The 23,947-nt window shown below is 43.6% G+C and carries 16 protein-coding genes; 6 read left to right on the top strand and 10 right to left on the bottom strand.

Translation table 11 applies throughout. The features are described 5' to 3' along the window. Positions 1-93: 93 nt before the first annotated feature. On the top strand, positions 94-2,073 hold the full coding sequence (locus tag B0I21_RS13735; RefSeq protein WP_166637856.1) for a DUF3857 domain-containing protein: 1,980 nt from the start codon (positions 94-96) through the stop codon (positions 2,071-2,073). Positions 2,074-2,113: 40 nt separating this feature from the next. Here B0I21_RS13735 and B0I21_RS13730 read toward each other — a convergent pair whose 3' ends face one another. Further along, positions 2,114-4,018, bottom strand: coding sequence for a DUF3857 domain-containing protein (locus tag B0I21_RS13730; protein WP_133641054.1), 1,905 nt, complete (start codon positions 4,016-4,018; stop codon positions 2,114-2,116). 170 nt (positions 4,019-4,188) lie between these two features. On the opposite strand from B0I21_RS13730, the gene B0I21_RS13725 reads away from it, so the two are divergent. Continuing rightward, entirely contained in the window at positions 4,189-4,605 is a 417-nt protein-coding gene (locus tag B0I21_RS13725) for a Dabb family protein (RefSeq protein ID WP_133641053.1), read from the top strand. Between the two features lie 25 nt (positions 4,606-4,630). On the opposite strand, the gene B0I21_RS13720 is transcribed toward B0I21_RS13725, so the two are convergent. The 4 genes from B0I21_RS13720 to B0I21_RS13705 all read right to left on the bottom strand — a co-directional run bounded on the left by B0I21_RS13720 (position 4,631) and on the right by B0I21_RS13705 (position 8,782). Beyond that, positions 4,631-4,924, bottom strand: coding sequence for a peptide chain release factor family protein (locus B0I21_RS13720; protein WP_166637855.1), 294 nt, complete (start codon positions 4,922-4,924; stop codon positions 4,631-4,633). 473 nt (positions 4,925-5,397) lie between these two features. Beyond that, positions 5,398-5,595, bottom strand: coding sequence for a YqaE/Pmp3 family membrane protein (locus tag B0I21_RS13715; RefSeq protein WP_133641051.1), 198 nt, complete (start codon positions 5,593-5,595; stop codon positions 5,398-5,400). Positions 5,596-5,629: 34 nt separating this feature from the next. Next, positions 5,630-5,914 (bottom strand): DUF4342 domain-containing protein, encoded by a 285-nt coding sequence (locus tag B0I21_RS13710; protein ID WP_133641050.1) that lies wholly within the window; start codon positions 5,912-5,914, stop codon positions 5,630-5,632. Positions 5,915-6,166: 252 nt separating this feature from the next. Continuing rightward, positions 6,167-8,782: a valine--tRNA ligase gene (locus B0I21_RS13705; protein ID WP_133641049.1), complete on the bottom strand. Its 2,616-nt coding sequence runs from the start codon at positions 8,780-8,782 to the stop codon at positions 6,167-6,169. Positions 8,783-8,951: 169 nt separating this feature from the next. On the opposite strand from B0I21_RS13705, the gene B0I21_RS13700 reads away from it, so the two are divergent. Continuing rightward, positions 8,952-10,826: an LTA synthase family protein gene (locus B0I21_RS13700; protein ID WP_133641048.1), complete on the top strand. Its 1,875-nt coding sequence runs from the start codon at positions 8,952-8,954 to the stop codon at positions 10,824-10,826. Between the two features lie 87 nt (positions 10,827-10,913). Here B0I21_RS13700 and B0I21_RS13695 read toward each other — a convergent pair whose 3' ends face one another. The 5 genes from B0I21_RS13695 to B0I21_RS13675 all read right to left on the bottom strand — a co-directional run bounded on the left by B0I21_RS13695 (position 10,914) and on the right by B0I21_RS13675 (position 18,913). Beyond that, the gene (locus B0I21_RS13695; RefSeq protein ID WP_166637854.1) at positions 10,914-12,023 is read right to left on the bottom strand and encodes a type 1 glutamine amidotransferase domain-containing protein; all 1,110 of its coding nucleotides are present in this window, start codon (positions 12,021-12,023) and stop codon (positions 10,914-10,916) included. A gap of 348 nt (positions 12,024-12,371) precedes the next feature. After that, the gene (locus B0I21_RS13690; RefSeq protein ID WP_133641046.1) at positions 12,372-13,400 is read right to left on the bottom strand and encodes a hypothetical protein; all 1,029 of its coding nucleotides are present in this window, start codon (positions 13,398-13,400) and stop codon (positions 12,372-12,374) included. Between the two features lie 76 nt (positions 13,401-13,476). Then, on the bottom strand, positions 13,477-14,721 hold the full coding sequence (gene odhB, locus B0I21_RS13685) for a 2-oxoglutarate dehydrogenase complex dihydrolipoyllysine-residue succinyltransferase (protein ID WP_133641045.1): 1,245 nt from the start codon (positions 14,719-14,721) through the stop codon (positions 13,477-13,479). Positions 14,722-14,769: 48 nt separating this feature from the next. After that, entirely contained in the window at positions 14,770-17,499 is a 2,730-nt protein-coding gene (locus B0I21_RS13680) for a 2-oxoglutarate dehydrogenase E1 component (protein WP_133641044.1), read from the bottom strand. 172 nt (positions 17,500-17,671) lie between these two features. Beyond that, the gene (locus B0I21_RS13675; protein WP_133641043.1) at positions 17,672-18,913 is read right to left on the bottom strand and encodes a deoxyribodipyrimidine photo-lyase; all 1,242 of its coding nucleotides are present in this window, start codon (positions 18,911-18,913) and stop codon (positions 17,672-17,674) included. Positions 18,914-19,146: 233 nt separating this feature from the next. On the opposite strand from B0I21_RS13675, the gene B0I21_RS13670 reads away from it, so the two are divergent. From B0I21_RS13670 to asnB, 3 genes are all read left to right on the top strand, one after another. Then, positions 19,147-20,010 carry a Rossmann-fold NAD(P)-binding domain-containing protein gene (locus B0I21_RS13670; protein ID WP_133641042.1) on the top strand — a complete coding sequence of 288 codons (864 nt, stop codon included), beginning with the start codon at positions 19,147-19,149 and terminating at the stop codon, positions 20,008-20,010. A gap of 141 nt (positions 20,011-20,151) precedes the next feature. Further along, positions 20,152-21,990 (top strand): UbiD family decarboxylase, encoded by a 1,839-nt coding sequence (locus B0I21_RS13665; protein ID WP_133641041.1) that lies wholly within the window; start codon positions 20,152-20,154, stop codon positions 21,988-21,990. A gap of 235 nt (positions 21,991-22,225) precedes the next feature. Next, a complete protein-coding gene (gene asnB / locus B0I21_RS13660) occupies positions 22,226-23,914 on the top strand; it encodes an asparagine synthase B (protein WP_133641040.1) in 1,689 nt (562 codons plus the stop codon). Positions 23,915-23,947: the final 33 nt, after the last annotated feature.

The following is a 23,947-nucleotide window of genomic DNA, read 5'->3' as shown; positions in this document are numbered from 1 at the left end:
CAAACGATGTTACTGCGACGTTTTTTTTATAAAAATAAATTTCATCGTTTAAGGATAAATGGTATATTTGGGAACCAATTGTTTTTTAGATGTATGAAATATATCGTTATTAGCCTGATCGCCTTATTCGCGTGCCGAACAAACGCGCAAGATTTTTCTTTCGGAAAAATTAAAGAAGCAGATTTTAAAATACAAAGCAGCTTGTTGGACTCCAGTTCGAGCGGGGTGGTGTTAAACGAGTACGGTTACGCTAATATTGAACTTAGTTCAATAGCGGGCAAAGGCTTTGAAATAGATTATTACTACCATGTGTTGATCAAAATTCTTAACAAAGAGGGATACGATCAGGCAAACTTTACCATTCCCCTCTATTTGGATAATACCGAAAAGGAAGCGGTGGTTGACCTCAAAGGGTTTACGTACAATCTGGAATCTGGCGGAATAAACAAAACCGCTTTGGGGAAGGAAAATATCATCACGGAGAAAACGAGCAAGAACCATCATTTGGTTAAAATCGCCTTCCCGCAAGTTAAGGAAGGATCCATCGTTGAGTTGCGGTACAAAACGAGGTCTCCATTTCTGTTTAGCCTAAACGCCTGGACCTTTCAAACGGAAATTCCGAAGCTACGTAGTGAATTTGTCACCCGCATTCCTGACATCTGTACATACCGTGTCAACCTCAAAGGGGGCATCCCACTAGGACAACGCAAAGTGGAGCAATACAACACGCAGCTTTCAACGGAGGTAGGCGAGGTAAAAGGCGAAAAAATAGCTTATCTGATGACGAATATCCCGGCGTTTGTTGCTGAAGATTATATGACGGCCTCCAAAAATTTTAAATCCATCCTAACTTTTGAACTCTCGCGGTATGCTATTCCCTTCGGGCCAAACAAAACATTTTCGCTGACTTGGGATGACGTGCAACGCTATTTGCTGGACGATGAAAAATTTGGTGGACAATTAAAACGCAAATCTGCATTGAAAGAGTTTATCGATCCGTTGGGTGTTAGCGAATTGGGCAATCACGAAAAAGCAACACAGATTTACGACTATATCAAACAGCAGATCAAGTGGAATGGTCGGCATAGTATGCTTGCCGACGTCGGCATAAAAAAAGCTTTGGAATCAAGAAGTGGCAACAGTGCAGACATCAACCTGGCGTTAATCAGTGCGCTGAATTACGTCGGCATTCCGGCAGAAGCCGTTATTCTGTCGACCCGTGACAATGGCTACCCGGGTGTCTACAATGCGGGCCTTTCCGAGTTCAACTACGTGGTCGCTAGGGCAAAGGTTGATGATGCGTATTTTTACCTTGATGCCAGCGCCCGCTATGAGCCCTTTGGAAACCTTCCGATGAAATGTATAAACTATCAGGGGCGTAATATTCCGCTGGAGGGCGTATCGGATTGGGTACCACTACAGGCTAATTTGGTATCGAGCTTCAACGTTTATTTCAACGGCAAAATCGACGAAGAAGGATCCTTGAAAGGAAAGCTAACCATGACGCGTGGCGGCTATGGCGCCTCGACCAAACGAACCGTTATGGATGGCTTCACGTCCATAGAGGAATATTTCGAAGATTGGCAAAATAAGATGACCCATATGGTCGTCGCAGACGCGAAGGTAGAAAACCAGGGAAACTGCGAAATGCTGCTCAAGGAGGAAATGGATATCGATATCATGAATTTTGCGACGATTGATAAACAGGAAATACATTTTAATCCCATTGTGTATGGAAGAACGGATAAAAACCCGTTTAACCTGTCGTCACGAACATACCCGGTGGATCTCGGATCTAAGATTCAAGAAAATTTAACGTTTCTCATCGAGGTGCCCGAGGGATTTGTGTTAACGGAAGAATCGCTAAAGATGAAGGAAAGCCTATCGCTTCCAAATCGCGATGCGCGCTTTATCTATTCGATCACACAGAATGGAACGCAAGTATCGATACAGATATTAACCCAGGTCAATAAGCCCGTTTTCCTTCCCGAAGAGTATTTAGATCTGAAGGAATTTTTCAGCCGTATTATTCAACGACAAAAGGGCAGTTGCGTATTGCAGCACAAAGGTTAGCGGAGGTATACGTTTAGTCGCGTAACGAGAAATTCGGCAGCTATTGCCGAATTTCTAATGTAAATCTGCCCTTATCCGTTTGGCTTACCGACCTTAGGAAATCGTGAAACTCGGCATACTTGCTGGCATCATAAATCCCTTGCTTGATGGTAAGTTTTCTGCTGCTCACCAGCGTGTCTCCTTCCATATGCGCTGTAAACATGTAGCTCCCTATCTCACATGCAAAACTCTTTTCCAGCGGAATGGTCAATTGCTTAACATCTGCAGGCAATTGAATTTCGACCAAATCTTCATCCGTAAAGCCTCTGTTGATGTATATGGGTTGCTGTCTGCTATCATTTCGAGGAATGGTGGGATAGTTGTTAAATAGGGTGGAGGGAATAATTATTTTTTGACCTGCTTTCGTGACTATACCGGGAATCTGAATCCCTATTGCTTCACGGATGCCGGGCATCACACCATCTTCCAGTTTGGTGTACGCTATGTTTTCAAAACGGATGTTGTTGATATCGTAGTGCTTGGCAAGCAGTTTGGGTTTCTCTGCGTTGTTTGAGCGAAACACATCGATGTGGTTGTCGTATTGGGTTCCAGAGAAGGTTGTTTCTATTGTTCCTTCCAGATCGGTAAAGTTATGTAATTTCAACTTTGCCCTCCGCACCTGACTATTTTGTGCTTCAGCATAATGGGGAGTCCGCAGTACTTGACCACCCTCCGCCGTGCAGGCCAAGACGAGTCTGTCATCGGTGAAGTCGCCCAAGAATCCAAAAGGCATCTGTTGGCTGGTGCATTCTAGCCAGGTTGTGTCATTTTCGAACGGGATGCAGAGAATGATGTGGTTGCCATCGCGTGCGTTTGCAAAATCAAGTCGCAGGTCTTCTTTTTTATTACCTGCCTGCACCACACAGTAATATGATGGGATATCAACAAAACTGAGCAGGTTTTGCATGTAGTTGACCAATGCCTTGCAGTCGCCGTAGCCATATTTTTCGACATCACTGGCTGGGAAAGGCTCCAAACCGCCGATCCCGACTTGTATGCTTACATACCGCGTTTTCTCTTGTAAATACCTATATAATACCTTCGCTTTATCTTTGTCTGTCACACAGTCCTTGGTCAGTGCTATGACCTTATCCCGCACAGCTGTATTTAGATTTTGTTTTCCTTGTAGCAAGTTGTCGTATTTCCATTTTCCAAACTCTTTCCAGGTGTTAAACGCCCCTGTCTTGCCGTAGTAAGAAACCTTTTCTGGCACAATGAAAACTTCGATAGACTCGTCGCGGAAATTTTTCGTAAATGGCTCTTCCTTAACGGCTGGAATGTTGCTAACTTTCCAAGTACGCAGCGTGAGCTTATCTTTTCTTTCGACTTGCGGCTCGGCCGCAGCGTTTTGTACATGCGATCGTATGGCGACATCGCTGGGCGCAGCAAAAGTGTATGTGCTGTTCTGTACGGCGATGTTTGGGCTGAAGTTTGGCTGCCAGCTGGGAATAGAAAGGTTTTGTTTGTGCTGCACCTCGTATTCAATTTCAACGGTGTATGGATATTGAATAGCCTCAAATTGATATAACTTTAAGCGGGTGTCCGAAAACATCGAGAAGCCATCAACGGCACTAATATCAACAAAATTCTTCGGTGCGATTTTTTGTATCGCTATCCCAAACTCATTGTAAACCGCGCCTTTGATAGACTTTATAGCGGCACTTTTGTTATAATAAAGCGGGATTGCAGCGTAGTAATCGCCGCTTTTGTTGTGCACGGTAATGGCTCGTTTCACTTTTTCAACAACATCATTTTCGGATCGCATTTCAATATTGATTGATTCATCACGAATAGTTGCCGCTGCTCTCGCTTTTAATTCTTTTGGAATTTTTTGAATGTCGTAAATGGTTTGCGCTGTAACGGTATGCAGGCAACAGGCTAAAAAGCTTATAACGATATATTTCATAACAATTGGCTTGTATTTCTGCCAATAAAGATAAAATATTTATCGGTTATTTCCTCGTTCATGGTAAGTTCGTTTTATTTCCAAATAGCAGCGTGCAAAAATTAGAGGGGAGGAAGATATTTTCGTATATTGAGGTACTTTAATACTGTTCACAATTACTTGATATCCATATGGAAAGAAGAAATTTTTTAAAATCCGTCGCTGTAGCAGGAACATCAGCAAGTGTGCTTACGTCGTGCACATCTGCCAACCAAGCGGCTGGAAATGAGTTTGCCTCCGGACACATTGTTCATTCGGTTTATTTTTGGCTGAAGGAGGGGATATCCGACGAAGAGGAAAAGGATTTTTTAAACTTTTTCGAGATACTGAAAACGATAGCAAGTATACATAGTTTCCATGTAGGCAAACCAGCGGCCACCACAGCCCGTGAGGTGGTTGATAACTCTTTTCAGTACAACATTATCGTGACCTTCAAAAGTTTAGCAGATGTCAACACCTACGAAAAGCATCCTGATCATCTTTCAGCGATCGATCAGTATAGCAAATATTGGACGAAGGTTGCAGTAAGGGATACCGAACTGCTCTAGGCACATAGGCTGTAGGGCAGCAGCCCTACAGTTCCTCAGCATTGTATTTCTCAGACCCTTTCTTCGCGTTTTCGCTTGTAGAAGCAGAGGCGTCAAATTGCCGCTGTTGCATCTTTTCCATCAGTTTTTTATTTGCTGTTTGTCTGTTCAGCAGTGCTGATCCGCTATCAACTACCTGCACTGTTATTCCTGTCGGAATGTGCAAGGCCCGGAACGTATTGTTTATTTGGCCTACTTTTCGGCCGCTCGAATGGCAGCTACGTCGTGTTTGGTAAAGAATATCGCGTTCGCATAAGAGGGTATACAGGTGTTCTTCCATCGCTAGACATGTTTTTTGTCCGTGCGGACAATTTTTGCGGGGTATCATTTCCCCAATTATTTCTGTTCATTTTGACACATCCGCGCAGCGTCAGATGTACTTTTATTTACAAAATTCGGGAACTGTTTTACTGGATTATTTTTCCGAGGAAGCGTGATGCTGGTTTATAAGAAGTAGTGGGTTACAACAGCTATTTTCGCTTTGGAGATTTCGTCCAAAAAATAAAAGCCCGAATGTTCTTCGAGCTTTATTATATTTCAAGTTGGAAATGTTCTTATGAAAGGAATAAAGCACGAAGAGGAGCCGCAGCAAATTTATTTGCTATCGACTTAAGGCGGACTGTTGTCATTACAAACATCTTCTTCGTCTTTTAAAGGGTTAAATCATTATTATCGCGATAAAAATAAGCAAGCTTTTTCTATCTTGCAACAATTTTTGAATTTTTTTCAGCGAGGTTGTTTCCATGTCCCGGGCTAGGAGCGATACATGCTCCGTTCCAGCTGGCGAATACGCGCTTTGTTTTTGCCGTCAACGCGGTCTGCCACAGCCCATATGGCCGCCGGAAGCCAGCCTATAAGGGTTATCTGTAAGATCAGGCAAAGGAATCCAATGAGAATCTTTCCACGTAAGAAAAAGGAAAGCCAAGGGAATAGTACTGCGATTAGTGTCATTTTTTTATGTTGTTTAGTAGATGAATGGATGCTGTTATTTGACCTGAATGACATCACCGGGCACTTTGCTTGCTGCTTCTTTACTATCCTTTTGAAAGGCAAAGTTGACGCCAAATGCCAATCCCAAGACTACGGTAACAACCGCCGCAAAAGGAACGATAACAGCAATAATAACCGCAATCAGCAGGGGAAGGTTCATGTATTCTTTTCCCGTTTTTGCGCTTACGCACAGTTTGGTTTGTTGAGTCGTATCGAAAGCTTTTTGAAAGGCATTGCTGATGTTTTCGCTGTTCAAGTTAAAGGTGTTGTTCGTTTTCATGATTTTCTATTTTTAAATTGTTTATCTCTTTTTGTATACTCCAAAGGTAGGTGGAACGGGCTTGCTGCACCATAAGAAATAGGTGAGTTTAATAGAGTTCTCGGTAAGTGCCGATTGTTTTTCGGTGAATGTTTTTTACGGAAAGGATTTTTTTATCGCCGTAGGCTTTTTCGGCAATTGGGTAGGCATAGTATACACATAGCGCTCGATACGGAGCGCTATGTGTATAATCTAAATTGTACTGAAGGTGGTTTATCCTAAACTAATTAGGCTTTCCTTCAAGATGTTGATCTTTGCTTGTGCGTCTGCTCTTTTGTTTTGCTCATTCTGCACGACTTCTGGTTTGGCATTTTGAACAAATCGCTCGTTGGAGAGCTTTTTATCTACAGAGACTAAAAATCCCTCCAGATAGGCTATCTCCTTACTGATCCGTTCTTTCTCTGCATCCACATCAAGATTATCTTCTAAGGCTACGTAGCATTCGTTTTTACCTGCCAAAAAGCTTACGGCGCCCTGCACCTTTTCTTTTACCAGGCTAAACTCCGCAATGTTGGCCAGCTTGATAATGCTTTCCTGATAGGTGCTGAAATCGATCACCGATGCATTTATCGACAGAGGTAAAGCAACTTTGGGTGATATACCCTTACTATTTCTTATGCTCCGCACTTCGGAGATCACTTGTTGTACAATTTCAAATTCCTTGATCAGGTTTTCATCAAAAGACTGCACACTAGGGTAAGAGGCAACAATAACACAGTCGTTGGCCTCACGCACGCCAAAAAGATCATCGTGCCACAACTCTTCCGTTAAAAATGGCATGAAGGGGTGCGTAAGTGTCAGGATTTTTGCAAAAAATGCTTTAACCGTTTCCAAGGTCTCCTTTTCGATCGGTGCCTGGTATGCCGGTTTAACCAACTCTAAATACCAAGCGCAAAAATCGTCCCACACCAATTTGTATGTTGCCATCAACGCGTCGGATAGGCGATAGTTTGCAAAGTGTTCCTCTATTTCCGCTACAGCTTGGTTAAAACGGCTCTCAAACCATTTCGCAGCTGTTTTCTGTGCATCGGTAGCAACGTTCTCCGTTGTTTCCCAGCCCTTTACCAAGCGGAAAGCGTTCCATATTTTGTTGGCAAAGTTACGACCTTGCTCACAGTAGGACACGTCAAACATCAAATCATTTCCGGCCGGTGAAGACAGCAGCATACCTACGCGAACACCGTCTGTGCCGTACTGTTCCATCAGCTCGATAGGGTCTGGGGAATTTCCGAGTGATTTAGACATTTTACGACCCAGTTTGTCGCGCACAATGCCCGTTAAATACACATTTCGAAACGGGGGTTTCTCGGTATAATTGTGCCCCATTATAATCATGCGAGCCACCCAGAAAAATAAGATTTCTGGTGCGGTGACTAAATCATTAGTCGGGTAATAGTATTGAAATTCTGGATTATCGGGATTCCGCACACCGTCAAAAACGGACATCGGCCATAAGCCCGAAGAAAACCAAGTATCCAACACATCGTCTTCCTGACGTAGGCCCGATATGGATTTACCTTGCGATTCAAAAGCCGTTACGGCTTCCGCCTCGGTTTTAGCAACAACCCACTCGTTGCGGTCATTATACCACGCCGGAATGCGTTGCCCCCACCACAGCTGTCTGGAAATACACCAATCTTTAACATTTTCCATCCAGTGTTTGTACGAAGCAAAAAACTTTTCCGGGATCAATTTTATCGTCCCGTTTTCGACGTATTCAAGTGCCGGCCGCGCTAATTTATCCATTTTGCAAAACCATTGCATAGACAATTTGGGTTCGATGGCAGCATCCGTACGTTCTGAAAAGCCTACCTGCGACTTGTAATCTTCAATCTTTTCAATCTGCCCAACTTCTTCCAGCAGTTTCACTACTTTTTTTCGAGCAATAAAGCGATCTTCACCGACAAGGATTTCTGCTTTTTCGTTTAGTGTGCCATCGTCTTGCAGGATATCAATCACCTCAAGGTTGTGCTTCTGACCAAGTTCATAGTCATTCAAATCATGCGCAGGCGTAACCTTCAGACATCCGGTTCCGAATTCCATCTCTACATAGTCATCTTCTATTATGGGGATCTCTCTATTGATAAGCGGCACAAGCACCGTTTTTCCTTTGAGATGTGTGTAGCGCTCGTCATGTGGATTGATACATATCGCTGTGTCGGCCATTATCGTTTCAGGACGCGTCGTCGCAATAACAACATATGCGTCACTTTCCTTAATGTTATAGCGTATATAATACAGTTTTTGGTTTACCTCTTTCCGGATCACTTCCTCATCGGAAAGTGCGGTTCTTCCTTGAGGATCCCAATTGACCATGCGCACGCCCCGGTAAATATAACCTTCGTTGTAAAATTTGATAAACGTATCAATTACGGAATCAGAAAGATCAGGATCCATCGTAAATTTTGTGCGCTCCCAATCGCAGGAAGCACCCAGCTTTTCAAGCTGTTTTAAAATAATCCCACCATATTTTTCCTTCCATTCCCAGGCATGGCTTAAGAAATCTTCTCTAGAGAGTGATTTCTTATCTATCCCTTGCTCTTTCAGCATAGCAACAACCTTTGCTTCCGTTGCAATAGACGCATGATCTGTTCCAGGAACCCAACAGGCATTTTTACCCTGCATGCGAGCCCTGCGGATCAGCACATCCTGAATGGTGTTGTTCAACATGTGTCCCATATGGAGCACACCCGTAACATTTGGCGGTGGCATCACAATGGTGTAAGGTTCACGTTCATCCGGCGTGGATCGGAAAAAACCATTTTCCATCCAATACGAATACCATTTTTCTTCAGCTTCTTTGGGACTGTATGTTTTTGCTATGCTCATTATAAATTTTCAAAATTCGAAAAGCAAAAATAGGCAATTGCCGACATTTAACGGTTAACCATAAGCAATAAAATGTTTCTGCGATGACATGGAACTCGATTTAATTTTCCAGAATTTCTGTATTTTTGCCGTTAATTTTATTTTAACATACCGTTAATTATTGTGATTTATGAGACGATGGCCCGCTTGGCGATCTAATTTAGTGTTCTTCGCGTCTTTACTCAGCTATTGGCTGTTATTAAGTTTTATTGACAGAGTAGTCTTTACCGCAAGTGTGTGGGAGCGTTTTGATGATAAATCGGATGTATTTTATGCCTTTTTACATGGTCTAGTTTTGGATATGTCCTTAAGCGCTTACCTTATTGTTATTCCATGTTTATTTTTCGCCATACAACAGTTGCTTATCCGCAGGCCGGTCTCCCGTTGGTGGTTACGGATCTACGTGATGATCCCTACTTTTATTTTTGCAGCAATTACGGTGAGCAATCTTCCTTTGTATGAAGCTTGGGGAGAAAAGATAAGCAAACGAGCCATTGTATTGGGATTAGACACTGTAGGTGGTGTAACGAGTTCTATTGATCTTTCTGTTCTATGGCAGACAGGGGTAGTGCTGCTGGTTTTCTTTGCGTGTGCGCATTATTTTTATCATTGGATAGTATTGCGTTATGCGCGTTATCATGCGCTATCAAAGCGTTTAGCCGGACTATCGTTTCTTTTATTGTCCATTTGCCTGTTCACCTTTATTCGTGGTGGCTACGGCCGCGCTACCCTCAACCAAAGTGCGGTCTATTTCTCCGACGACAATACGGCTAATCATGCTGCCGTAAATACCTATTGGTCGTTGCTTAGAGACCTAACCAAAAGCACGAAAAATTCGCCCTATAAATTTATGGAAAGTAAAGAGGCTGCATCGCTTGTGCTATCAGCTCTCGGACCTTTGGAACAACAATCTGAAAACACGTTAACCACGGATCGGCCTAATGTCATTTTGGTCATTTTAGAAGGCATGGTGGCGCAGGTGTTTGAGGATTTAGGTGGTGAAAAAGATGTGACACCGCGTATGAAAATGCTCATGGACGAAGGCGTATCGTTCCGGCGGGCGTATGCTGCCGCAGATCGTTCAGACAAAGGAATGGTTGCCGTTATGAGCGGTTTTCCAGCGCAGGGACCAGAAAGTATCATTAAATACATTCCTAAACATGAGAAGCTGCCTGCAATAGGGCAAATCTTTGATTCGCTCGGGTATGCTACATCATTTTATCATGGTGGGCAAAGCGAATTCTATAACTTTAAGTCGTATATGTTTACGCACGGAATTGAACGGGTGGTCGACAATGACGATTTTCCTTTGCAAGAGATGCGGAATTCATGGGGCGTGTATGACCATGTTGTTACTAAACAAATGTTAGAGGATTTAAGTCAGGAAAAAAAGCCGTTCTTTAGCGTCTTTTATGCCCTGGTGAACCATGAACCCTTTCACTTGCAACCCTCGTATAAGTTTGGTCATGAGACGAAGGCGAATGCTTACCGAAGCACAAGCTTTTATACCGATTCCATGCTTTTCAATTTTGTCGAGCAAGCAAAACAGCAAGCATGGTACAACAATACGATTATTGTTGTCACCTCAGATCACGGGCACATTTATCCAACAGAGAAATTTGGACTGGAACGGCCTGAACGTTATCATATTCCACTGTTTGTATTTGGCGGTGCGCTAAAAAACGAGTTTAAGGGCCGAAAAGTCGATGAAGTTGTTAGCCAATTGGATGTTGCCACAACTTTGGCGCACTTTGTGAAGGCGGATGCCACGCGCTTTACGTATGGAAGGGATTTATTTGCGCATCGGCGAAAGCATGTCGCCTTTTACAACTCCAATAGCACATTTGGGATTATTACTGATAACTACACGGTGAGCTATGATATGCTAAAAAGAAACGTGGGCTATAGTACGGTGCCGTCCACACATGTGCCAGAACGCGACAGCCTATTGCACATGGCAAAAGGATATTATCAGCAAGTCTTCAGCGATTTTTTGCGGTATTAGAAGCGTAAAACATGTCATTATATTGATGGACACCGATAAGGAGTCATTATAGCGGTGCTGATATGCGTGGCACCCTCGCCACTGTAATCAATTTATTTGCTTCAGAAGATCCACTGACGCCTTATGCTCAGGAACCTGGAGTAAAGTCGTATTAAGGACTTCTTTAGCCCTTTCTATGTTGTTGAGTTTTATGTAATGTGTAGCCAGTGCATGGTATAGGTCTTCCTGAAAATAATAGGGCGTAACCAGTTCAACAATAGACACTGCTGTTCCTAAAGATTGCTTATCTTCATTAGCGTGCATTGCTCTGTAGTAACCGTATACAGCAATAAGCTCCAAATCATACATATCCATGTTTTTCTTCAGTTCTGCCTTGCCCCACTCCAGATCCCCTTTTAGCACTTTACTAACCAACCGCATGCTCATTTCATCCCGGTAAGGTGTCCTCGTGACAGGATCAAGATCTAGTTCCTTTACTACCACTTCGGCTACCAATGTGGTAGAATATGGGTTTTGTCCTGTTACAAAACGTCCATCCACTACCAGAAAAGGCAACATGGGTTCAGCTTTAAGATACACCGCCTCATTTGCTTTTAACGCACTTTCCAATAATACAGGCAATTTATTCGAAGATTTGCCAAACATGATATCCTCTTGTTCACTGAAACCAGTCAGTTTTATTCCTTTAATTAAATAATCCTTACCTTCTTTAATACCAGCGAGTGCAATACTTCCATGGCATATTGCAGAAATGACAGATCTATTTTTAGTCATCTCTAAAATCAGTTTTTCAAGTGAGGGCTCCCTGTACAAGTCAAAAAGAGGGCCCTTACCTCCAACGATATATATGGCCTGAAAATCATTTGCCTTTAAATCGGATATCTTTAATGTGTTTTTTAACTGTTCAATTGCTTTAGGATGCGCAAGCAGCGCACTGTTATATTCTTTGTCTTTATTGAACTGCCCGGCTTCTACGTTTCCTCCTTTAGGACTCGCCACAGAAATAGTCAGTCCGTTGGCTTCAAATATTAAATAGGCCTGTGAGAATTCATCCATCTCGAAGCTGAACTTAGGATCTTCCTCTCCATAGCTACTGACTACCATTAACACGCTTTTGGCTTTGTCCTGTGCATGAGCCGGACAGAAGATCGCAAATAGCGAAATAATAAAAAATAGTTTAATTGCGTTCTTCATCATATTTTCGGCTATAGCGTATAGGTCTATTTTATTCACTCGATCCATCCAACGCGCATAAACCAAAACTGTCTATGCGATCCCAATTGACGGTGTGGTTGTTCGTTTGCCATCGGTCTCTTGTTTATGAAAAGAAAATGGAAACATCCCAAAACCTAAATACGTTTATATTTTATTGTTAGTTTTGGTTAAATATCGCATAAATAATGGTAATATCAACAATTTGTCGAGTAAATAAACGAATGATCATGGCGTGGAATATTGGCTTATCCCTGTGTTTGTCTTCTGGGAATTGAAGATATAATCACTTCTCGTTTCTTATGTAGCGACGTAACATAGCTGTCGTTTAGATTACCGATCGCGTTTTTTCCAAATATCGGCACCAAATCGGTAGCGAAGGGTGAAAGCCTGTTGATTGCTGGATCCATCTGGCGCAAAGTGAAAGGAGGCGATAAACTTTCCATCTAAATTTCCTTTGCGAAAAGGTACCCATCCGAGGTCTAATCGATTATAGCGATTGCGATGATAAAAAGAGTCGCCATTAGGCAGGTTTTGAGGGTCACCAACGTATATTGTGTTTTCCACAAAAAACCGTCTGTAGCCCAGAAAAGCGGTTGCGATAAGACCTTTTGCCGTTCTTAGCTCATATTCCGACCGAACGCGATCAAAACCAACAACACCGCCGACCTCAACAGTCAGCGAATCTAAAAAGGTTTTTCGGCTGAAATCGACACCCGCACGCAGCATCACCAAGCCATTGTCCTGAATATGCTCGTCGATACTGTCATTGCTGGTTAGGGCATTGTGATAGAGTAGCGCATCATCCTTGATATAAAAATTTCCTATCGCATATTTACCCGTGAGGCCTACGATAAAACGTTCCCTGTGGTTGAAACTCTGCTTACTCAGCCAGTCGATATAAAGGGCTTGCTTTAAGCCGCTTTTTTGGAAAGAGAGATACATCCCTTCGATGTTTGGACGGTCATATAGGAAGGTATCGGCCAAAACAATACGGGGGACGTCTTTCAACCTGTCGTAACGGGGCATATGCCCGAGCGCAAAGTCAAAGCTTTTATTCCGGTATTGATAATAGGCTATCGGCGCAAGACGATTTTTGTTTTCCGGGTGTCGCCCAAAATCTTGGTTATAATGCAGGCCCCCAATAATGCGGTGGTTACTGTCAATAGCAAAATAGGCGTTGGGGGATACCAAGGTTCCAAAAATTGTTTTGGGTTCCGTGTACATCGATTTATATTCCCGGTTATCAGCGTAGCCGAAAAAATCTATACCAAAGCCTATACGCTGCTGCGCATATGTCGTTAGGATGGAGCAACACACAACGAAAAAAACAATGGATAGCCTGCGTAAAAAATGTCTCATGGTTAAAGGGAGATGCTCATTAAAAAGGTCGCCTTATGCTATCAAGGCGACCTTTTAATCAAAATTCTAACGGAGTTTACACTTCTAGTAATAGACGTGCTGGATCTTCCAATAACTGCTTAACGCGTACCAAGAAGCTTACTGACTCCCGACCATCGATTACGCGGTGGTCGTAAGAAAGAGCAATATACATCATCGGTCGGATAACGACCTGACCATTTTCTGCGACAGGACGTTGCACAATATTGTGCATACCCAATATTGCCGATTGTGGCGCATTGATGATTGGTGTAGACATCATGGAACCAAATACGCCACCATTTGTGATAGTGAACGTACCACCTGTCATTTCGTCTATCGTTAACTTGTTATCACGCGCTTTAGTAGCAAGCGTGATGATTTCCTTTTCAATTTGGTAAAGGCTCATGGATTCAGCATTCCGGATCACTGGAACAACGAGTCCTTTAGGAGCAGATACAGCTATAGAAACATCGGCGAAGTCAGAAAATACAATCTCATTTTCTTCAATACGCGCGTTCACGGCAGGCCATTCTTTCAATGCAGTTGTTACAGCTTTGGTGAAGAATGACATAAAACCTAGGCCAACACCGTGTTTCTCCTTAAACGTATCTTTATATTTTGAGCGAAGATCCATGATCGGCTGCATGTTAACCTCGTTGAATGTCGTTAACATGGCGGTTTCGTTCTTCACGCTGACCAAGCGTTTTGCTATCGTCTTACGTAATGAAGTCATTTTTTCACGACGCTCATTGCGCGCACCGGCTACGGCAGGTGCTGATGCCGCAGCTGTAGCTGCAGGCTTGCTCTCAGATTTAGGCGCCGCAGGTTTTGCCTGTGCTTTTTCTGCATCTTCTTTGGTGATGCGCCCCTCTTTGCCTGTACCTTTAATGGTGGAAGCATCGATACCTTTCTCTCTCAAAATTTTAGCGGCAGCGGGCGAGGCTGTCCCAGCAGCATAGGAGTCTGGATTCTCCGGATCATCTTTTGCCGGAGTGGTAGCTGGCGTTTCCTCTTTTTCGGCAGGAGCTTCTTCTTTCTTGTCTGCACCGCCAGCAGCAGGAGCATCACCATCTTCGATAGAACATACTACTGCACCAATTTCTAAAGTATCACCTTCTTGAGCAATAATTCGCAAGATACCAGCTTTTTCGGCAGGCAACTCGAACGTAGCTTTGTCGGATTCCAATTCAGCGATATTTTCGTCCATTTCGACGTAATCACCATCTTGTTTTAGCCATTGCGCCAAGGTAACCTCTGTGATGGATTCACCTACGGCAGGTACTTTAATTTCTAAGCTCATATTTTTGTTTTATGTTATACCAACAACATGTGAAGCCGTTGATATGTTTTAAATTTCAAATGCGTTGTTAATGATCTGTGTTTGTTGCGCTACGTGGTGCTTCATGTATCCTGTAGCAGGCGATCCGCTTTCCGGGCGAGCGATAACCTTCAAGTCAAGGCTGCTGCCACGGAATTTGCGACTATAGTACGGCCAAGCCCCCATGTTTTCGTTTTCTTCCTGTACCCACACAAATTCTGCTTTCGCATATTTCTTCTGTAGGGCTTCAATTTGATCGTACACGATAGGATACAATTGTTCTACACGAACAATAGCCACATCTTTTCGCTTATCCGCTTCCTGTTTCTCAAGCAGGTCATAATAAATCTTTCCGGAACACAACAGCACGCGCTTCACCGATTTTGCCGATGCGTTTTTATCATCGATGATTTCTTGAAATGCAGCTTCCGTAAAATCTTTAAGCGGCGATACCGCTTTTGGATGGCGTAACAAACTTTTCGGTGTGGCTACGATAAGCGGTTTTCGGAATTCCCGGTGCAGTTGACGGCGCAAAAGGTGGAAATAGTTTGCCGGCGTGGTGCAGTTTGCAACAATCATATTGTTGTTCCCACACAGCTCTAAATAGCGTTCAATGCGGCAAGAAGAGTGCTCCGGTCCTTGACCTTCCATACCATGCGGCAGCAACATCACCAAACCATTTGAGCGTCTCCATTTTGTTTCACCAGCGGATATATATTGGTCAAATACAATTTGCGCACCGTTAGCGAAGTCGCCGAACTGTGCTTCCCAAATCGTCAGTGAATTTGGATTGACCGATGCATATCCATATTCAAAAGCTAAGACGGCATATTCCGATAAAAGGGAATTGTAAATATTGAATTTTTCGCCACCCTTGACTTTCGAAAGAGGTGTAAAGGTCTCATCAGAATCTTCCAGTGTTACAACAGCATGGCGATGCGAAAACGTACCGCGCTGCACATCCTGTCCGGAAATCCGTACGCGGAAATCTTCATTCAATAGTGTAGCATATGCCATTAATTCGCCCATCGCCCAATCGTATTTATCGGTATCGATCATTTTCAATCGATCTTCGAATACTTTGGTGATTTTCCGGAAAAACTTCTTGTCTTTCGGTAGGCTATTCATTTCTTTGGCCAACGCCAAGAACTGCTCTTTGCTTACCTTTGTTTCTGTAGTTTTGGAAATATCTGCTCCTCTTGCAGCTCTTAAACCTTTCCAGGCACCGGCGAACATCGGACGCTCTTCACTGATCTCTTCCACTTTCTTCGCTTCGTCCAAACGTTCCTGAAGAACCGCACGGAAATCTTTCTCCAGCAATTTGGCAAAGTCAATATCTATGCTTCCTTGATCAACCAGTTTTTTAACATACAGCGCCAAGGTGTTCGGATGTTTCTCGATCAACTTGTAAAGCGATGGTTGTGTGAACTTCGGTTCATCAGCTTCATTATGTCCATAACGTCTGTAGCCCAATAGATCGATGAAAACATCGGTCTTGTACTTTTGACGGTACTCTAATGCTAAATTAACCGCGTAAACAAGTGCCTCTACATCGTCGCCATTCACGTGGAAAACGGGCGATAGGGTTACTTTCGCAATGTCTGTACAATAGGTGGATGAACGTGCATCTTTATAGTTCGTCGTAAAACCAACTTGGTTGTTAATGACGATATGAATGGTCCCACCAGTCTTATAGCCATCTAACTTGGACATTTGGATCGTTTCGTATACGATACCTTGCGCGGCAACAGCCGCATCGCCATGGATTAAAATGGGAGCAATCTTCGACGAGTCACCCTCGTACTTTAGATCAATTTTTGACCGCACCATACCTTCTGCAACACCATCTACCGTTTCTAAGTGTGATGGGTTGGGGGCTAGGCTCAAATGAATATTCTTGCCATCTTGGCTGGTGATATCGGATGAAAAACCTAAGTGGTATTTTACATCACCTCCAAATTGGATTTCTGGATCAGCCTCATACATCTTACCTTCAAACTCGGAGAAGATTGTTTTGTATGATTTGCCCATCACGTTGGTTAAGACGTTAAGGCGGCCACGGTGTGCCATCCCGATTACAAACTCCTCAATGCCCAAAGAAGAACCCTTCTGGATAACGGAATCCAATGCAGGAATTAACGATTCGGCCCCTTCTAGAGAGAAGCGCTTTTGGCCTAAAAATTTAGTACCGAGAAAGCTCTCGAAAATGACAGCCTCATTCAACTTTTTTAGAATACGTTTTTTGCCGTCCAACGAGAAGTTTGGCGTGTTACGGTCAGACTCCATCTTGTCTTGCAAGAATTTGATTTTCTCGGGATGACGAATATATCGGAATTCTGCTCCTATAGAGCGACAGTAAGTATCTTCGATAAGTTGGCGGATATCTTTAAGTTTCGCGGGACCTAAACCAACTTCCACACCAGCGTTAAATACGCTGTCCAAATCAGCTTCCGAAAGGCCAAAAGTTTCCAATTCTTTTCCTGGGAAATACTTACGGCGTTCGCGAACGGGGTTTGTTTCGGTGAACAGGTGACCGCGGTCGCGGTATCCATTGATCATGTTTAAAACATTGATCTCTTTAAGTGCTTGTTCTGGAGTTTCGGCAGCTGCACCGCCATCTCCGCTTGTTCGGCCAAATTCGAATCCTTCGAAAAATTTCTGCCAACTTACATCTACTGCGTTAGGGTCTTCCTTGTATGCTTGATATAACGAGTCAATATAGCCTGAATCTGCGTTACTCAAATATGATAATTTGTCCATGAGGAAATCTTACGTATAAAAATTTTGCTCAAAGTTAGCAAATAATATATACTTGGCACCCTTAAAATGAACAAAAAAACGCCTGAAAACCGATAATTTTAAAGATTTAGATCTTTTGTGACAAATTTTGGAAATAGCTCGTATTCAGCCTTGCAGATTATGGCTAAAGGGGTCATTTTACAGCCGGGCGCAAGGGATGCGATTTTTTGCATATTTCTCGCCAGTCGGCCTTTAAATTGTCCTTCGTGCTGGTTCCAAAACCTGCCCAATGCAGCCAATAACCGTATGTTGTTGCCGGAGCGTAATCTATACTGTATTCTTCGAAAAATTGAGCGCCGGCCAAGTGGTTGATGTGTAGCTCTTGCAAAAGATAAGCTGCTAAAATCTCCCTGTGTTCGTAAGGTAAATTCCCCTCATGTACGAACTGTTCCAAGAGCTGTTGGATAACGGGTTCATTCGCTCCGTTTCGCACCATGTCATGAATCTTTTCTGCCGATGCTACAACATCGGTTTCTGGGCTGTGGTTTTTGAAAAAAACATTTGGGTATTTTTTAAGCATAAACCGGAAATAATCGCGCCATAACAGCCGCGAGATTAGCCGGTCATATCGCTTTTTATTGAGTTGACTGCCCGCGGCTTTAATTTTGTGGTAGTACAATGCAGGTGATATCGCTCCATGTGCGATGTAAGGAGAAACCAGGTTGTAATCATCCGGTTCATCGTAATGCGCTGTCAGCGTCATCTCGATCATATCGAGCGCGTGCTTTTCTCCGCCACGCAATGTTGTTTCATCAGAAGAATGACGAGTTAGTTCTGCCTCCGAAAAGCCAAGGTCTTCCAAGGAGGGGACGGCTGTTTCCTCCAAATGCGGATGCGTTGTCATGGTGTTGATGGGCGGGAGAATGGGTCGAACAAAGCTTTCCTTTTCTACCTTTTTCTTAAACGCACTGAAGGAATCGGGGATGTCTTTGATAGGAATAGGCAAGTCCTCTTTATGGTAGAGGGTGTGCCCGATGAAATGTTTAAGATTGATCTTTTCCTTCCATAAAGCAACTTCCACCAATTCAGAAATCTTCGTTTCTCGCTGAGCTACTTCGCGGTGGTGATATACTTCTGTCACATCATATTTTGCACAGAGTGTGCCCAAAATATCTTCGGGTTTGCCGTGAAAAACCAATAGATCGCCACCCATATCCTGCAAGCTTTGCTTAAAACTCACGACGGTTTCTCGTAGAAAAATTGCTCTTGATATGCCCGTGTTTCTGAAGCCGCTGTCGCTCGCTCTAAAATATCGTGGGTCGAAAAAATAGACCGGGATCACAATATCGCCTCTTTCTACTGCCTCAAACAAAATTTCGTTGTCGTGAATGCGTAGATCATTTCGAAACCATATTAAAATCACCTTTTTCGTCATACAGGAAATCCTTTTGCTGAGATAGTATAGATAGTGCAAATATAACGCAAAGAATCTATTCCATTTAGATCGATTTTAAATATGGAGGCTCTTATGACAAAGCGTAGACAATAGATCTGCGGCAATTGTGTGTTGGAATTGGCGATTGTAACAATTGCATTTTTGCCGAACATAAACGCGGCTTCACTGTTTTGTTAATGAAATTAATAACTGATACTTTGTGAAGGGAGCCTATGGATATATTGATTAGTGGGTTAAATAACTACGTCGGACAAAGAAGTGTCAGCCTGATGGCTGACGAAAAAACCAATGTGTATGCCATCACGAGAAACATAAAGCTATTCGAAAAGCGTCCGTTTGAGCCCATCCGCGCCAAGCTGTATGAGCTGGATTTGCTTAAAGCAGAGCTGGACAAGGACCTGCCTATTCCAGATATTAACGCCGCTTTTTATTTTACGCAAGTCCCTACCTTGTGCGATGTTGTGAACCTCAAATTGGAATTGCTATGCCTGCGCAATTTCATCCATATTTTAAAAAAGAAAAATTGTAACCGTTTGGTGTATGTGGTACGGTTGATGGATAAGATTTGTATCCAAATGGTGCTGGATCTATTAAAGGAATTCAACATGGATTATACCGTGGTGCTAAAAAATAGTGTTGTGGGTAATGGCTCGCTAATTGATCGCGTGTTTAAGAATATCGCCAAAAGAAGATTTATATACTATTCGAAAGGTTATGCAAACCGCGTTTTTCAACCTCTGGGTGCACACGATTTAATACGCTGGTTGAAGCGTATATTGGAAGTGCCAGCGTTCCACTATCAGGTGCTGGAAGTGGGCGGGGAGGAAGAGTTTTCTTTTATGACGATGTTTACGCACTATAAGCAGCTTCAGCTTATTCCATCTGGACAACGGATAGTGAATGTGCCGCGTTGGTTGGTGAAATTTATGTATCAATATAAGCTTGATATCAGTAGCACCGATTATGCGGAGCTTAGTAGAATAATCCAGTCTGATAATAGAGCGGATAATAACTGGAAAGCCGATATGACGTTTGAATTTTCGAAAGTAAGCGATATTCTGCAATTGGATAGATAATTTGTTGAAAGTGGCACATAATTGGAATCGTGGTAGCGGAGCGCTAAGCTATATCTTGTGCCCATGTTTTCCTTCTACAAGGCATGTTTAATTTCAGTAAACTCAACTATTCTTCTATTTTTGTGTACATAAAAAGCAGCTATGGGTTATAAAAGTTTAGCGGAATGTGTGGCCGATTTGGAGCAGCATGGGCACTTGATACGGATCAGAGAAGAGGTGGATCCTTATTTGGAGATGGCCGCTATCCATATGCGGGTGTTCGATGTCGAAGGTCCGGCTCTCTTGTTTGAAAATATTAAGGGGTCGAAATTTCCGGCTGTTTCTAATTTATTTGGCACCCTGGATCGCTCAAAGTTTATGTTTCGGGACAGCTTAGATCATGTCAAGAAGTTGGTGGATGTAAAGATGAATCCGATGTCGGTGTTGAAAAAGCCGCTGGACTACGTAGGCTCATCGATGGTTGCGCTTGGCGCCTTGCCTTGGCGAAAAAAAACAGGATCACCTATTTTGTATGGGAAGACCAAAATTTCCGAGCTACCGCAGATCGTAAATTGGCCGATGGATGGAGGGGCTTTTGTGACCATGCCGCAGGTGTATTCGGAAGATGTCGACCGTCCGGGAATTATGCAAGCCAATCTCGGTATGTACCGCATACAGCTCTCCGGGAACGCGTATGTGCAAGATGCGGAAATTGGTTTACACTATCAACTGCACCGGGGCATTGGCGTGCACCAAACGAAAGCAAATGCGCTTGGTAGGCCGTTAAAGGTTAGCGTTTTTGTAGGCGGTCCGCCTTCGCATCCGCTCTCTGCCGTTATGCCGCTGCCAGAAGGCCTGTCGGAGATGATCTTTGCAGGCGCCTTGGGCAACCGTAGGTTTCGTTATTTTTACGATGAGGAAGGCTTTTGTATTTCTTCGGATGCTGATTTTGTGATCACAGGTACAGTTTACCCACAGGAAAACAAGCCGGAAGGACCTTTTGGTGATCATATCGGCTATTATAGCTTGACGCATCCTTTTCCTCTGATGAAGGTACACCGCGTCTACCACCGCAAAAATCCAATTTGGTCATTTACGGTAGTGGGGCGACCGCCGCAGGAAGATACCAGTTTTGGTGCGCTGATCCACGAGATTACCGGGAAAGCGATACCCCAGCAGATTGCCGGCTTGCACGCTGTTCACGCGGTGGACGCCGCAGGGGTGCACCCGCTGTTGTTTGCTATAGGTAGCGAACGCTATACCCCTTACCAGGAGATCGATAGGCCGCAAGAGCTGCTTACCATCGCCAACCAAATCTTAGGAACCAACCAATTGAGCCTAGCAAAATATCTTTTTATATCCGCCCATGCCGACAATACTTCCCTAGATATTCATCATGTTGAGCAATTTATGACCCATATGTTGGAGCGGATCGATTTTTCTCGGGATGTGCATTTTCAAACCAATACGACCATCGATACGCTAGATTATACAGGTGACGGGTTGAACGCAGGCTCAAAAGTGACTTTCGCCGCCGTAGGCAAAAAAAAACGTGATCTGGCGACAGAGATCCCTTCAGGCTTAACCTTTCCAAGGCCATTCAACAGCGCAAAGTTGGCCTTGCCCGGGGTGTTGGTTCTGGATGGGAAAGCATTTACAAGCTATACAGAAGAGAGCCTTGCGCTGAACCATTGGTGCGAGCTTTTAGCCGATCTACCCATGCCAGGCGTGCAGCTTCTTGTTTTGGTTGACGATGCTTCTTTCGCAGCAGCCTCGGTTAATAATTTCGTTTGGGTGACTTTTACGCGAAGCAATCCGGCATTTGATATCTATGGCGTGGACAGCTTCACGCGTTTCAAGCATTGGGGATGTCAGGGTCCACTGCTTATTGATGCCAGAAGTAAGCCGCATCATGCCCCGGCATTAATTAAAGATGAATCGGTAGAACGGCGTGTCGATGCATTGGGGGCACGCGGTCATTCGCTGCATGGCATTATTTAAAGGCAAAAAAAGCCACGTTAGAAGAGATCTTAACGTGGCTTTTTTAATTGTCGAAGAGAGAATGTGCGTTGTATTAATAGAAATATAATTTACATGTCGAATTTATAATCATATAACATATTCGTTATTCTTTTTTCAATAAAAATGATAAAACATTATGAATTTAGTTTTTTAATACTTTCCTTTGTATAGAAATTAAGATTTAACGTAGAGAACAGTATTAAAAAATTATTTTATGTGTGGAATTGTTGGAGCTTTTGATTTAAAGTCTTCCTCATCGGAAGAGCTGAGGCCGCAGGTTTTGGAGATGTCTAAGCGCATCAGACACCGCGGACCAGATTGGTCAGGTATTTTTAGCAGTGAGAAAGCAATTTTGGCGCACGAGCGCCTAGCGATCGTCGATCCGAAATCGGGCAGTCAGCCCTTATTCAGCCCAGACGGAAACGTCGTTTTAGCGGTTAATGGCGAGATTTATAATCACAAACAATTACGCGATACATTGCCGAATTACGATTTTTCCACACACTCGGATTCGGAAGTGATTTTGGCGCTATACTTGGAAAAAGGTGCTTCCTTTATTGAGGACCTGAACGGTATTTTTGGTTTTGCTTTGTATGATGGTCGTGACGATTCATTTTTAGTAGCGCGCGACCATATGGGGATTATTCCACTTTATTACGGTAAGGATCAAGATGGGCAGATTTTTGTTGCCTCCGAACTAAAATCCCTAGAAGGTTTTTGTGAAATCATCGAGCAGTTTCCTCCAGGTCATTATCTATATAGTAAAGAGGGGGCTGAGCCTAAAAAGTGGTACCTGCGCGAATGGGAGGCTTTCGAAAATGTTAAAGATAACGAGACGGACATCGCGAAGTTACGTTCAGCGCTTGAAGAAGCAGTGCAGCGGCAATTGATGTCGGATGTGCCCTATGGCGTATTGCTATCAGGAGGTCTAGACTCATCGGTTATTGCGGCGGTAACGAAAAAGTTTGCTTCGAAAAGGATTGAAACAGGGGGAACGGAAGAGGCATGGTATCCACAACTGCATTCCTTCGCCGTAGGATTACAAGGGGCACCAGATTTAATCGCGGCACAGAAAGCTGCGGATCATATCGGCACGATTCACCACGAAATTAACTTTACTATTCAGGAAGGCTTAGATGCTATTCGTGATGTTATCTACCATTTAGAAACGTACGATGTGACAACTATCAGAGCGTCGACACCGATGTACTTGTTGGCACGTGTCATCAAGTCTATGGGTATAAAAATGGTGCTTTCCGGGGAGGGATCTGATGAGTTGTTTGGCGGATATTTGTATTTTCATAAAGCGCCCAACGCGCAGGAATTTCATGAGGAGACGGTACGCAAGCTAAAGAAACTCTATCTATACGACTGTTTGCGAGCCAATAAGTCGTTGGCTGCGTGGGGTGTAGAAGGACGTGTTCCGTTCCTGGATAAGGAATTTATGGATGTGGCCATGACATTGAATCCTGCCGATAAGATGATTAAAGACGGTCGCATGGAGAAATGGGTTGTTCGAAAAGCATTTGAAGACTATCTGCCTGAGAGCATTGCCTGGAGACAGAAAGAGCAGTTTTCTGACGGGGTAGGCTACAGCTGGATTGATACCTTGAAGGAACAGGCGGAATTGAAAGTGACGGACGTCGAGTTTGAAACAGCAGCATCTCGCTTTCCAGTAAATACGCCGAAGAACAAGGAAGAGTTTTTGTATCGCACGATTTTTGAATCGCATTTCCCTTCAGAGGCTGCCGCAAAAACGGTTCCTTCCGTAAAATCTGTCGCTTGCAGTACACCGGAGGCCTTGGCATGGGACGCATCATTCCAAAACTTGAACGATCCATCGGGTCGCGCCGTTGCGAATGTGCATAATGAAAGTTACGGGAAGGCTACGCAAATTGCGTAAAAGGCGTCGCGGACTTGAAAGATGGACGGTCTA

The organism is Sphingobacterium paludis (assembly GCF_004364125.1).
GTDB lineage: Bacteria > Bacteroidota > Bacteroidia > Sphingobacteriales > Sphingobacteriaceae > Sphingobacterium > Sphingobacterium paludis.
Note: the sequence above shows the minus strand (reverse complement) of the source record. Positions and strands in the feature narration are given on the sequence as shown.

What these genes read in the sequence shown, in the direction of transcription:
- B0I21_RS13735 (WP_166637856.1), top strand. Translation starts at nt 94, where the DNA reads ATGAAATATATCGTTATTAGCCTGATCGCCTTATTCGCGTGCCGAACA.
- B0I21_RS13730 (WP_133641054.1), bottom strand. Translation starts at nt 4,018, where the DNA reads ATGAAATATATCGTTATAAGCTTTTTAGCCTGTTGCCTGCATACCGTT.
- B0I21_RS13725 (WP_133641053.1), top strand. Translation starts at nt 4,189, where the DNA reads ATGGAAAGAAGAAATTTTTTAAAATCCGTCGCTGTAGCAGGAACATCA.
- B0I21_RS13720 (WP_166637855.1), bottom strand. Translation starts at nt 4,924, where the DNA reads ATGGAAGAACACCTGTATACCCTCTTATGCGAACGCGATATTCTTTAC.
- B0I21_RS13715 (WP_133641051.1), bottom strand. Translation starts at nt 5,595, where the DNA reads ATGACACTAATCGCAGTACTATTCCCTTGGCTTTCCTTTTTCTTACGT.
- B0I21_RS13710 (WP_133641050.1), bottom strand. Translation starts at nt 5,914, where the DNA reads ATGAAAACGAACAACACCTTTAACTTGAACAGCGAAAACATCAGCAAT.
- B0I21_RS13705 (WP_133641049.1), bottom strand. Translation starts at nt 8,782, where the DNA reads ATGAGCATAGCAAAAACATACAGTCCCAAAGAAGCTGAAGAAAAATGG.
- B0I21_RS13700 (WP_133641048.1), top strand. Translation starts at nt 8,952, where the DNA reads ATGAGACGATGGCCCGCTTGGCGATCTAATTTAGTGTTCTTCGCGTCT.
- B0I21_RS13695 (WP_166637854.1), bottom strand. Translation starts at nt 12,023, where the DNA reads ATGATGAAGAACGCAATTAAACTATTTTTTATTATTTCGCTATTTGCG.
- B0I21_RS13690 (WP_133641046.1), bottom strand. Translation starts at nt 13,400, where the DNA reads ATGAGACATTTTTTACGCAGGCTATCCATTGTTTTTTTCGTTGTGTGT.
- odhB (WP_133641045.1), bottom strand. Translation starts at nt 14,721, where the DNA reads ATGAGCTTAGAAATTAAAGTACCTGCCGTAGGTGAATCCATCACAGAG.
- B0I21_RS13680 (WP_133641044.1), bottom strand. Translation starts at nt 17,499, where the DNA reads ATGGACAAATTATCATATTTGAGTAACGCAGATTCAGGCTATATTGAC.
- B0I21_RS13675 (WP_133641043.1), bottom strand. Translation starts at nt 18,913, where the DNA reads ATGACGAAAAAGGTGATTTTAATATGGTTTCGAAATGATCTACGCATT.
- B0I21_RS13670 (WP_133641042.1), top strand. Translation starts at nt 19,147, where the DNA reads ATGGATATATTGATTAGTGGGTTAAATAACTACGTCGGACAAAGAAGT.
- B0I21_RS13665 (WP_133641041.1), top strand. Translation starts at nt 20,152, where the DNA reads ATGGGTTATAAAAGTTTAGCGGAATGTGTGGCCGATTTGGAGCAGCAT.
- asnB (WP_133641040.1), top strand. Translation starts at nt 22,226, where the DNA reads ATGTGTGGAATTGTTGGAGCTTTTGATTTAAAGTCTTCCTCATCGGAA.